Source organism: Chryseobacterium sp. UF-81 (assembly GCF_058245105.1).
The window spans coordinates 414679-427678 of the sequence record NZ_JBSIBX010000002.1 but is presented as its reverse complement, the minus strand read 5'-3'; the positions used below and the strand labels follow the sequence as shown (position 1 = coordinate 427678).

Below are 13000 nucleotides of genomic sequence, written 5' to 3'. Positions count from 1 at the left end.
TCCTTTTTAAAAGAGGCTCCCTATTAAAATTATTTTATTAACAGCTTAATAATAAATAAAATAATTTACGTAAAATATGTACAGATTAAAAATACGCTATATTTTAAAAAAAATAATTCAATAAATTCAATATTTTTAAAATTAACAAAAATGCATAATTTTATTAAATAAAGTATGAATTACACAACAAATAAATCTAATGTTTGATTTATTTTTAATAAAATATGAAAAATATGTTGCACAATAATTTTAAATAATATAAATTCACCATCAGAAATCGTAGAAAATAACAGCTTATGAAAAAATTATTATTTGGAGCAATTGTATTAAGCTTCATGTCAGCTTGTAACAGCGACAATATGACAAATCAAAACGAAAACCCTGCAAAGGAAGATGTTTCTTCAGGTAATATGTTTAAAAGAGGTTGCGCGTCTGAAGAAGTAAGGCAGGAAGCATTAAAAAACAACGCAGAACTCAGACAAAGATTCGTTAACCTTGAAGCGAATACCGAAAAATTTGCCAATGATTTAAAAATGGGAAAAGTTCTGGCAGATGGCACTGTAGAAATTCCGGTTGTTGTTAATGTACTATATAGAACTTCTGCAGAAAATATTTCTGATGCCCAGATTCAATCCCAAATCAATACATTAAATGCAGATTACTCTGCTACTAATAGTGATATTAATAAAATTCCAGCAGAATTCACTTCTACTGCAGCAGGTAATATCGGTGTTAAATTCCGATTAGTAACGGTTAACAGAAAAGCCACGACTGTAAGAAGCTGGAAAACAAATGATGCGATGAAAAAAACATCAACTAAAGGAATAGACGCTACCGATCCTACACATTATTTTAACATATGGGTAGTTAGTGATATGGCAGGAATTCTTGGCTATGCAACATTTCCAGAATCTGCAGGACTTTGGAATGACGGGGTAGTAATTGCAGCTAAATATTTCGGAAATACATCATCTGCACCTTATGACTTAGGAAGAACGGCTACTCATGAAGTAGGACATTATTTGAATCTTAGACACATTTGGGGAGATGCTAATTGTGGAGACGATTTGGTAACAGACACTCCTACACAAACAACTGCTAATTACGGAAAACCTACTTATCCATTATACAACACTTGTACTGGAGTTCAAAGATCTGTAATGTTTATGAATTATATGGATTATGTGGATGACGCAGCAATGTTCATGTTCTCTTCCGGACAAAAAACCAGAATGCAATCTGTAGTAGCTTCTACAGGAGCAAGAGCTGGATTAAGACTTTATTAAAAAAAATAAATTGATTTCAATAGAAAAGCCTGAATATGCTATTCAGGCTTTTCTTTTATAATGATTTCATATTATCTTCAGGTGTGTAATCCATAAAAATATCTCCATCCAGTGTCACTGCTTTCACTTTCTTTTTGATAGGAATTACAAGGTCTGCATCCTTCTGATTCTTTTCCCATAAAGAAGGTGAAAAATGAAGTTTTTCCACCGATCCGTCTTCATAATGTAATACAGCATCAAAAGGAATTGCAAAGCCACCCACATTATCTATATTGACAGTAAGAAGATCATTGAGCTGTGTAATGCCGGTTATTTTCAGATCAATATAGTTATTGGTATAGAACCAGTTCTGGAAAAACCAGTTCAGATTTTTTCCGGAACCTGTATTCATTGAATTAAAATAATCCCAAGGTACAGGATGCTTTCCATTCCAGTTGTTCATATAATGCAAAAGTGCTTTCTTGAACAGCTCGTCTCCTAAATAATCCTTTAATGCAAGATAAGACAGAGATGCCTTTACATAGGAATTGTTTCCGTATCCGGCTCCGCTTACCTGCGTACTCATTGTAATAACCGGTTGGTCCTGCTCCGCAGAAGGGTCATTGATCCATTTTTTAACACGAAAATTTTTATAGAATTCTTTTGCTGCTGCTTCACCGTTTTCATCAATTCCGATCAGGTATTCAAGGGTAGTTGCCCAGCCTTCATCCATAAAAGCATAACGGGTTTCATTGATTCCCATATAAAAAGGAAAATAAGTATGAGCAATCTCGTGATCTGCAGTAAGCCTTGCATCGCGAAGATCATCAGGAATACTTGTATCATTAATCATCATTGGATACTCCATATCCGCATACCCCTGAATCGCAGTCATAACATTATAAGGATATTCCACGCCCGGCCATTTCTTGGAGAACCAGTCCAGATTATACCTCATCCAGTCTACATATTGCTCAAAGTCTTTTGCTCCGGATTTATATCCGGCCTGAACACTTACTCTTTTTGTTTTTAACTGGACGCTTGCTGCATCCCAAACATAATGACTGCTTAATGCAAAGCAGAAATCCGTAATGTGATTGGCTTTGAATTTCCACACATTCCATTTATTCTGCCTGGTTACCTTTCCGGATCTTATTTCCTCCTCAGAAGCAATATGGACCACCTTGTCGCTTTTAAGAGAAACTTTATATCTTTTTAAATATTCCGGCTGCAGTACGGCTTCAGGATTCAGAAAATCACCGGTAGCCCAGACTACGAAATTCTTTGGTGCAGAAATGGTAAAACTGTAATCATTAAAGTCATTATAAAATTCCTGCCGATCCGAATGGGGAAGCATATCCCAGCCATTATAATCATCATACACGGAAATTCTCGGGAAAGAATAGGCTACATAAAAAGTTTCAGGATCTATCTGTCCCTCTCTTCCACTCTGTACGGAAAGCGGGTATTCCCATTCTATTTTCACTTCGGCTTTTGCTCCGGCTTTAAGCGCTTTATTCAGCTTTACTTTTTCTACTGTTCCCCAGTCATCACTGTTTACCGCATACTTCTCGCCATTTACAACAAATGATTTTATATGAAGCCCTGACGACAGGAATTCTTTAGACACGGAACCTGATCTGGGTGATTGCGGTTTATGAAGGTTATTCACAAATCTGATCGCCAGTTCTTGAAGTTCATCGGGGCTGTTATTGCTGTATGTGATGGTTTCTTTTCCGGAAACTGTTTTGCTTCCGGCATCCACTTTTACCTCAACATTATAAATCCCTTTATTCTGCCAATAGTTTTTGCCTGGAGCGCCGGAAATATCGCGGGTTCCTTTCTCATAGGCTTTCTTAATATTTCTTGGCATATACAGCTCCTGGGCAGCAATATGCTGCATTGAAACAGTAACTACCAGAGCATAAAGAAATCGTCTCATATCTCTAATTTTTAAAAATAAATATCAAAATTAGCGAAAATGTCACACAGAAAAGGAATTTCTTTTATAATAATGTTTTATGGATATTAGTCTTTCACTTTATAAGAAAGGAAAATCGTAAGTTATTCAAGATCGCTTTAAACTGCCCAATTCTATTGAGAAAAAATCCAATCCCTGAGAGGAATTGGATTTGAAATTGATTTTCCTGTAAACTGATCCTGAATTAAAAAGCAAGTTCCGCTAAAACCGGAAAATGATCCGACGGATACAGCAGGTTTTCTCTCCTGTCGTTGATGTGTCTCTGGGATTTTATTCTAAATCCTTTTACAAAAATATAATCGATTCTGTCTTTAGGGATTTCAGCCACATTGAAAGCGGTAAATGTTCCTTTCGGGCCGTAAGGCTTTGTTTCGGAATGATAAAAGCTGTCATTCAGATTCTGGGAAAGTATTTTTATAGGCTCCGAATCTTCTGTTAAATTAAAATCACCACTTAAGGTTACAGGAAGATTTTTAGGATTCATCTCTTTGATTTTTTTCAGAATAAGTTCAGAGGATTTTACCCTCGCCACATTTCCTATATGATCAAAATGAAAGTTCATGGCCAGAAATTCTTTTTTGGATTTTTTATCTCTAAAAAAAGCATAGGTACAGATCCTGTTAAGGGCTGCATCCCATCCTCTGGAAGGTATTTCCGGTGTTTCCGAAAGCCAGAATGTTCCGGATTTTACCACCTGAAGCCTGTTCGTATCATAAAAAATAGCTGAAAACTCCCCTTTTTCCTTTCCGTCATCTCTTCCTACACCTACATAATCGTAGTTTTTAAGGCCTGCTTTAATATCTTTCATCTGCTCGGGAAGCGCTTCCTGAACTCCGAAATAATCGGGATGATAGTAATTTAACAGATCCACAACATCCTGTTTTCTTTCTGTCCATGCATTTTCCTTATCTGAAGCAACCTGCAATCTGATATTGAAACTCATCACTTTAAGATCCTGCGAAAATCCCAGTACAAAGAACAACAGGGATACAATTGAAAATCTGAAATTCATAATCCTATTTTAAAATTAGTATCACAAAAATAGAATATCCTGATTAGAGATAATAAAAGTTGGGGATATATTATTGTTAATTTTTAGAGGGAGGATGGAAGTCCATGTAACCGGAAGAAGTAATTAAAGGTTGTTAATTTAATCATTCTTATCAATGAACCTAATTCTCGAATGAAGAAACCAATAGGGCTTCCATCTTCAGACTTCCCTCTTCCTTCCAGTTCTTTTCCAAACAAAAAAAACCGAAACTTCATAAATCTGAAATTTCGGTTTTTTATAAGATCAATATACCTTTTATTCTTTGGTAAATTTATATTCTCTTCCGGCCTGTTTAAAAACAAGTCCTTTCTTATCTTTGCTAAATAGCAGTGTTATTCCGGCTTCTTCAAAGGTAAACTGGTTGTTTCCGGCATATTCAAGGGGGAATTCCGGCTGGTTCCCTGCCTTCGCATAAAGCTTCCCGTTTTTATCAGTAAAGACCAGTTTGATGGGATCACTTGCAGTTCCGTATGTTCCTGCAAACTCTTTCGTATTAATCTTTTCAACCGGTTTTGTCTGTGCTGAAGGCCAGATATTATTTTTCGGATTAACATCTGGCACCATAGAATCCGGATCAAGCATTACTTCACTAATTTCTTTATCTGAATTGATATTGAATAACCATTCTGTATTGCGTTTCCAAACTTCAACAGGGATTTTTACAACCTGCTTGGTACCGTCTTTAAATTTTACCTGAACCGTAGTAGGCATCGGAAGCTGTCCAAGATTTTCAACTGTGATCTGGGCACCGTTTTTAAAATCTCCGTTGATGTATTGTACATCTTTTACAGACTGGTCGATCTTCCATTTATTGATAAACCACCCTCTCCAGAACCAGTTCAGTTCTTCTCCGGAAACATTTTCCATGGTATGAAAGAAATCCCAGGGCGTAGGATGTTTGAAAGCCCAACGGTTAATATAGGTTTTGAATGCTTTATCAAATTTTTCAGGACCTAAAATTGTCTCTCTTAACATCTGCAGCCCCATTCCCGGCTTAAAGTAAGCCAGAACTCCTATGCTCCTTTCCTTCATGTTATCCGGACCTACCATAATAGGCTCCATATTATCGCCCATCATAAAGGATCCACTTCTGGCAATATCTTTTTTCCTGTAATATTCTCCGTTGTTAAAAGCTTTTGTGGATAACTCATTGATAAAGGTATTGAAGCCTTCATCCATCCATGCAAACAGCCTCTCATTGGAACCTACGATCATCGGAAACCAGTTGTGCCCGAATTCGTGATCCGTAACTCCCCAAAGGTCTTCACCTGCGGAATCCATGTGACAGAAGACAATTCCGGGATACTCCATTCCACCTTCATTTCCTGCTACATTGGTTGCTGCCGGATAGGTGTATTCATACCATTTCTGAGAATAATGCTCAATTGCTGCTTTTGTATATTCTGTAGACCTGCCCCAAGCTTTTTCACCTGCACTTTCTGCGGGATAAGCGGATATGGCTACAGATTTTTTACCGCTCGGAAGGTTTATTTTTGCTGCATCCAGAATAAATGCCGGAGATGAAGCCCATGCAAAATCGCGGGTCTGATCAATTTTAAATTTCCATGTTTTTGTTCCTGAAGCCTGATTTTTCCCGATTTCGGATTCCAGACGGATCATAACTGTTTTATCACTGTTCCTCGCCTGTTCCCAACGGTTATTTTCTTCTTTGCTGTATACTTCTTTATAGTTCAGAAGCTCTCCGGAAGCCACTACATAATGATTGGCCGGAACTGTGATGTTGGCAGAAATATGACCATATTCCAGATAAAATTCTGATGCCCCAATATAAGGAAGGGTATTCCAGCCCATTACATCATCATACACACACATCCTTGGATACCACTGGGCTATAGTAAATATTTTACCGTTTTTTGTTTTCTGAATTCCCATTCTGTCCGATCCATATTCCGGGGAAGTAAAGGAATATTCAATTTTTATTTTAGCAACACCCCCTTTAGCTTTCAGTTCTTTAGGAAGATCAATCTGCATTCTGGTATCGGTAATTGTGTATTTTACATCTTTACCATCAAGCTTTACAGATTTAATTTTATAACCTCCATCCAGCTCTTCGCCGTGAGCTCCGTTTCTGCTTCCTGATGGCGGAACAACTGCGTTTCCACGGGAATCTTTTGAGAATAAATTCTGGTCAAGCTGCAGCCATAAGAAACCTAACTGGTCGGGGCTGTTATTGGTATAGGTAATTTCAGCCGTTCCGGTGATTTCATTTTTTACATCGTTAAGACTTACATTCAGATCATAATCTGCCGAGTTCTGCCAGTAGGCATGTCCCGGCTGTCCGCTTGCGGAGCGGGTTTCTGTACCGGTCTGGGGATAGAAGAAGGGCTTAAACGCCTCTACATAACTGTATTTCGGTATATCCTGTGCTAAAGCAGATCCTGAAAACAGGAAGACTGCCGCTGCTGCTGCAATAAGGCCTGGAAGTTTATAGTTCATTGGAATAAGTTATACTATTTCTGTGATAAGTTATAAAAAAACCCGGAATCGTTACAAATCCGGGTTCATTTTATAAAAATTTTAGTTTGTTTTTTTTGCTTTGATCATTGCTTCAAGCGCATCCCACATTTCTTTTGGAATATCTTCAAGCATATTAAACTCTCCGGCTCCCTGAAGCCATTCGCCACCATCTATAGTCACTACTTCCCCATTCATATAAGCAGAATAATCCGAAACCAGATAAGCGGCAAGGTTAGCCAGCTCCTGATGTTCTCCCACTCTTCTTAAAGGAACTTTTTTCCTCATATCGAATTTTTCCTGAAGATCTCCCGGAAGAAGCCTGTCCCATGCTCCTTTGGTAGGGAAAGGTCCCGGTGCAATCGCGTTGAAACGGATCCCATACTTTGCCCATTCCACCGCTAAAGATCTTGTCATAGCCAGAACTCCAGCTTTGGCACATGCTGAAGGAACCACGTAAGCAGATCCAGTCCACGCATAGGTTGTTACAATATTTAAAACAGTCCCCGGGCTTTTAGAATCGATCCAATGCTTTCCGATAGATAGAGTACAGTTCTTCGTTCCTTTTAAAACAATATCCAAAATAGAATCAAAAGCTGAATGCGTGAGTCTTTCTGTCGGAGAAATGAAGTTTCCGGCTGCATTGTTCAGTAAAATATCTATTCTCCCGAATTCTTTCAAGGCTGCTTCTTTCATTGCTTCCACCTCATCCCAGTTCCTTACGTCACAGGCAACACACAGAACTTTTCCGCCGGTCTCCTCTTCCAGCTCTTTTGCAGTTCCCTGTAATTTTTCCAGATTACGAGAAGTGATCACCACTTTTGCCCCCAGTTCCAGAAAATATTTGGTCATTGCTTTTCCAAGACCGCTTCCGCCTCCAGTTACAATCGCTACTTTATCCTGTAATGCACCTTCGCGCAACATTGGCTGTGTATATAAATTCATAGATTTTATTTTTTCCTAAAAATACTAAATATTGAACGGATGCCATTGAAAATAATGCGATAAATAATAATGTTATAAATAGTTATTCTCCTGCTCTGTTTAAAATCTTACCACAAAACAACAGTAAATTATAAATAAAGGATAAAACTAATTACAGATCGGAAAAATCATAAAAATAACCCTGTAAAGAATTACAAGGTTATTTCTATAATGGCTGCTGTAAAATTTTATTATGAAACTACTCCTTTGAAAGAAAGTGTTTTCGGAGTTTTGCTATCGCTTGTGGTTACATTCACTGTTTTCATGAATGCCCCTTTGCTTGCTGCATTATAACTCGCTTCTACAAATCCTTTTTTTCCGGGAAGAATAGGCGTTTTAGTATAATCTGCTGTTGTGCATCCACATGAAGGAGCCACATTTTCAATAACTATAGGCTTTGAAGAAGTGTTGGTAAATTCAAATCTGATCAGCTTAGGTTTTCCCTGAGGAATGGTTCCTACGTCTATAGATTCTGCTTTCCATTTAATAGCATCAGCGATCATTTTTACTACTGAATTGCTTTCAACAGGAAATACATTGGCATAAAATGGAGAGAACGCCAAAACTGCTAAAAGGGCTGTAATTTTTAATTTTTTCATGAGTATAAATTTTATGAGTTACAAAATTAAAATAATCAGTTATTATTTTTTGATATAACAAATGTAAAGCGCATTAACCGTGCAACTTGTTAATTGCTATCAAACATTTGTTAACAAGTTGTTAATGATAAAAAATTAATAGATATTTTTGGATAATATTGCTCCAGAAATGGAAATTAAAAAACTCAATATTATTATAACGCTCGGGTTCTTTGCTATCATCGGAATTATGACAGCTCAGCTTTTATGGACCCGGCAGGCCTATAATCTTGAGGATAAAAAATTTAACCAGAAGGTGAATATCGCTTTACTGGAGGTTGTTGAAAAATTATCCGGAGGAAAAACTTCTTTTACCGAAAATCCTGTACAGAATATTTCTAATGATTATTATGTAGTTAATATTAATAATGAATTTCATCCCGCAGTGCTCGAACATTATCTGAGAACAGAATTTACCCGTTTCCAAATCAATACAGATTATGTGTATGCCCTGTACAACTGCCATAGTGATAAAATGATTTATGGAAAATATATGTCGAAAAACCAGGAAGCTCCAAGTGATAAGGTTATTAATTTTCCAAAACATAAAAACCTGACCTATTATTTTTCCATCCGTTTTCCTGACAAAACAACCTATCTGATCAGTTCATTGCGGTTTTGGTACCTGCTTACACTGGCCCTTTTCATCATCCTTCTTGTTTATGTGTATTCTATATACACAATTATTCAGCAAAAAAAATTCTCAGAACTGCAGAGGGATTTTATCAATAATATGACCCATGAGTTCAAAACCCCTTTATCTTCAATACTTTTAGCATCGGAAGCTCTGAATAAGCACAATATCATACAGGAAAATCCCAAACTGGAAGCCTACACTTCCATCATCATCAATCAAAGCTATAAACTCAATAATCACATTGAAAAAATACTAAATATTGCGAAAAATGATGCTTCCGGACTGTTATTAAAACCTCAGAAAATAATACTGCTTCCATTTATCCGGGAAATTGCAGATACCTTGCAGCAAAAGAATGAAGATCTCACGCTCCATATAGAAATTGAAGATAACCTCTCAATTATTGCAGACGAATTTCACTTTACAAATATCATTTATAATATTTTGGATAACTCTGTTAAATATTGCGATACAAAGCCCGATATTACCATTTCATCGAATAAAGATTCAAAAGGTTTATATTTAAAGTTTAAAGATAACGGAATGGGAATTCCTGCGAAAAATATTCCTCATATTTTTGATAAGTTTTACAGGGTCAGTACAAAAAAAAGTGATGAGGTCAACGGTTTTGGGCTAGGTCTATTTTATGTAAAAAAAATTGTCCAGCAGCATCAGTGGAAAATTTCTGTTGAAAATAATCCGGATAAGGGAATTACTGTTACTCTGTTTTTTCCGTTTTAAATTTAATAATGTAAGCAATGGAAAAATCTAAAATTTTATATGCAGAAGACGACAAAACTATAGCTTTCCTTATCCAGGACAGCCTGGAAAGCTATTATGATATAGATCATTACCAGGATGGAAAATCCGCCCTTGAAGCCTTCAACAGCCAAAATTTTGATATCTGCCTGCTGGATATTATGATGCCTGGCCTCAATGGATTTGAGCTGGCACAACACATCCGTACCAGCAACTCTGAAATTCCTATTATTTTCATTTCTGCAAAAGCCCTGAAAGAGGACAGAATCAAAGGCCTTAAAATAGGTGCCGATGATTACCTGGTAAAACCGTTCAGTATAGAAGAATTAATTTTAAAAATTGAAGTTTTCCTGAAACGCAGCAGAAAAACAGATATCTCTCCGCTTAAATACAAGGTGGGGAAATATTATTTTGACCCCAAGAACTACACTCTTCAGGATACAGAAAATACCATTAGCCTTACACAGAGAGAATCTGATCTGCTTTTATATTTTATCCGCCACAAAAATACAGTTGTCAGAAGACAAGACATACTGAAAGCAATCTGGGGAGATGATGATTATTTTATGGGACGGAGCCTGGATGTATTTATCTCCAGACTGCGAAAAGTGTTCGCGGATGAGCAGAATATACTTATTGAAAATCTGCATGGAATAGGTTTTCGCTTCTCAGAAAAAAACTGAATACCGGATGAATTGTATATAAAGCAAAGCAATAAATGATTATTCTTCAATTTTTAATTAATTTTACTGTTGAAAATATATTCATTCATGAAAAACACAGCAACTCTTGCAGCTATACTCCTTTTACTTCTCGGTCAATATTCGAAAGCTCAGCAGTTTGAAAAGCTGATACAATATATAAATCCTTTAATAGGAACTGAAAAGATGGGCCATACCTATCCCGGAGCTACCGTTCCCTTCGGAGCCGTACAGCTGAGCCCGGAAACCGATACCATTTCGTATGAACTCAATGGAAAATACAACGGCGAGGTCTATAAATACTGTGCAGGATACCGTTATGAAGACAAAACCATTGTCGGTTTCAGTTCCACCCATTTCAGCGGAACGGGACATTCCGACCTTGGAGATTTCCTGATTATGCCAACTGTCGGAAAGCTGCAGTTGAATCCCGGAACAGCCTCCAATCCTGAAAGTGGCTACCGGAGCAGATTCTCTCATCAGAATGAAAAAGCTGAAGCTGGATATTACAAAGTGAAGCTGGATGACCATAATATTTTAGCCGAGCTGACTGCTTCCACAAGAACCGGAGTTCACCGGTACACTTTCCCAAAATCTGATCAGGCACACATCATTTTAGATCTTACTGCAGGAATTTATAATTATGAAGGCAAAAATGTATGGACATATGTACGCGTAGAAAATGACGGTACAGTAACAGGTTACCGCCAGACCAATGGCTGGGCAAGAACCAGAACGGTTTATTTTGCTATGAAATTCTCAAAGCCATTCAAATCATACGGACAGAAAAACTTTGACGGACCTCAGGTATACAAAGGATTCTGGAGAAAATTTGACCAGAATAAAAACTTCCCTGAGATCGCCGGTAAAAACCTGAAAATGTATTTTAATTTTGATACTCAGGAAAATGAAGCTGTTGAAGTAAGGCTGGCTATTTCTCCGGTAAGTCAGGTTAATGCCCTGGAAAACCTGGAAAAAGAAACCGGAAATTTATCTTTTGACCAGATCAAAGCAAAAGCCCAGGAAAACTGGAATCAAGAACTGAATAAAATTGTCATCGAAGGTTCAGATACAGAAAAGAACAATTTTTATACAGCGATGTATCATACTTTTATCAGCCCTACCACTTATATGGATATCAATGGGGAGTATAAAGGTTTAGACCAGAATATTCACAAGGCAGAAGATTTCACGAATTATACAACATTTTCAATCTGGGATACATACCGCGCCCTTCATCCTTTCTTTAACATCATCCAGCCTAAACGCAATAATGATATGGTTAAATCGATGATGGCCCATTATAATCAGTTCTCTATGAAAATGCTTCCGATATGGTCACATTATGCCAACGACAACTGGTGCATGAGCGGATACCACAGTGTAAGCGTAGCTGCTGATGCCGTGATCAAAGGCAACTACAACGGCAATCCGGAAGAAGTATTAAAAGCCTGTATTGCGACTGCCAATAAAAGAGATTATGAAGGCATCGGCTATTATATAGATATGGGTTATATTCCGGCTGAGAAAAACGGAACTTCAGTTTCCAACACCCTGGAATATGCTTATGATGACTGGGCGATTGCCCAACTGGCAAAACATTTAGGTGAAACAGAGATTTACGATCAGTTCATCAAACGTTCTGAAAACTGGAAAAATAACTTTGACCCAAAAGCCGGATTTATGCGTCCCCGGCTTGCTGACGGAAGTTTCAAAAAAGATTTTGATGTTCTGAGCACTCACGGGCAGGGCTTTATTGAAGGAAATTCCTGGAATTACAGCTTTTTTGTTCCTCAGAATCCCGAAGGTCTGATGCAGATGATGGGTGGAAAGAAAAAATTGGCCTCAAAACTGGATGAGCTTTTCACCATGCACCTTCCTGATGAGTTTTTTGCTGATACCGAAGATATTACCCGCGAGGGAATTATCGGAGGCTATGTCCACGGAAACGAACCGGCTCACCACGTTGCTTATTTTTACAATTGGGCGGGGCAGCCATGGAAAACGCAGGCTCAGATCCGACGTATTTTAGAAATGCAGTACAAAGCCACACCAGACGGTCTAGGCGGAAATGATGATGCAGGACAAATGAGCGCATGGTATATTTTAAGCTCACTTGGATTTTATCCTGTAGCACCGGGTTCTGAAGATTATGCAATCGGAAGTCCGGCTGTAGACCATGCCATCCTGAATCTGGAAAACGGAAAAACTTTCGAAATCGATGCCGTTAATCAGAGCCCGAAAAATGTGTATGTTGAAAAGATTCTTCTGAATGGTAAAGAGATTAAAAATTTCACCCTAAAGCATTCGGAGATCGTTGCTGGCGGAAAACTTACTTTTTATATGAGTGCTAAAGCGAAGAAATAGTTTTTTTTTAAAATCACAAAAGTGTTTTTTTACATTTGTGATTAACCACAAATGATTTACACAACTATTTACAAACATCTGTGTATATCTGAGAAATCTGTGGTTAAAAAATATATTAATAACCACGAAGACACAAAAGTTA

At 37.5% G+C, this 13000-nt stretch carries 9 protein-coding genes; 4 read left to right on the top strand and 5 right to left on the bottom strand.

Annotated elements, in window-relative coordinates:
- The first annotated feature begins 296 nt into the window (after positions 1–296).
- A complete protein-coding gene (locus tag AC4IFE_RS05000; RefSeq protein WP_490755315.1) occupies positions 297–1286 on the top strand; it encodes a zinc metalloprotease in 990 nt (329 codons plus the stop codon).
- Between the two features lie 55 nt (positions 1287–1341).
- Here AC4IFE_RS05000 and AC4IFE_RS04995 read toward each other — a convergent pair whose 3' ends face one another.
- The 5 genes from AC4IFE_RS04995 to AC4IFE_RS04975 form a co-directional block, all read right to left on the bottom strand.
- Positions 1342–3207, bottom strand: coding sequence for a M1 family metallopeptidase (locus tag AC4IFE_RS04995; protein WP_490755314.1), 1866 nt, complete (start codon positions 3205–3207; stop codon positions 1342–1344).
- 223 nt (positions 3208–3430) lie between these two features.
- Positions 3431–4258 carry an endonuclease/exonuclease/phosphatase family protein gene (locus tag AC4IFE_RS04990; protein WP_490755313.1) on the bottom strand — a complete coding sequence of 276 codons (828 nt, stop codon included), beginning with the start codon at positions 4256–4258 and terminating at the stop codon, positions 3431–3433.
- Between the two features lie 294 nt (positions 4259–4552).
- Entirely contained in the window at positions 4553–6754 is a 2202-nt protein-coding gene (locus AC4IFE_RS04985) for a M1 family metallopeptidase (RefSeq protein ID WP_490755311.1), read from the bottom strand.
- Positions 6755–6835: 81 nt separating this feature from the next.
- Positions 6836–7717 (bottom strand): SDR family oxidoreductase, encoded by an 882-nt coding sequence (locus tag AC4IFE_RS04980; protein ID WP_034703011.1) that lies wholly within the window; start codon positions 7715–7717, stop codon positions 6836–6838.
- A 230-nt stretch (positions 7718–7947) separates the two neighbouring features.
- Positions 7948–8355 carry a DUF1573 domain-containing protein gene (locus AC4IFE_RS04975; protein WP_490755309.1) on the bottom strand — a complete coding sequence of 136 codons (408 nt, stop codon included), beginning with the start codon at positions 8353–8355 and terminating at the stop codon, positions 7948–7950.
- Between the two features lie 169 nt (positions 8356–8524).
- Between AC4IFE_RS04975 and AC4IFE_RS04970 the strand changes: the two genes are divergently transcribed.
- The 3 genes from AC4IFE_RS04970 to AC4IFE_RS04960 all read left to right on the top strand — a co-directional run bounded on the left by AC4IFE_RS04970 (position 8525) and on the right by AC4IFE_RS04960 (position 12858).
- Positions 8525–9772 carry a sensor histidine kinase gene (locus AC4IFE_RS04970; RefSeq protein ID WP_490755308.1) on the top strand — a complete coding sequence of 416 codons (1248 nt, stop codon included), beginning with the start codon at positions 8525–8527 and terminating at the stop codon, positions 9770–9772.
- A gap of 17 nt (positions 9773–9789) precedes the next feature.
- A complete protein-coding gene (locus AC4IFE_RS04965) occupies positions 9790–10473 on the top strand; it encodes a response regulator transcription factor (RefSeq protein ID WP_490755306.1) in 684 nt (227 codons plus the stop codon).
- 87 nt (positions 10474–10560) lie between these two features.
- Positions 10561–12858, top strand: a complete 2298-nt coding sequence (locus tag AC4IFE_RS04960; RefSeq protein ID WP_490755305.1) for a GH92 family glycosyl hydrolase — start codon at positions 10561–10563, stop codon at positions 12856–12858.
- The last annotated feature ends 142 nt before the right edge of the window (positions 12859–13000 follow it).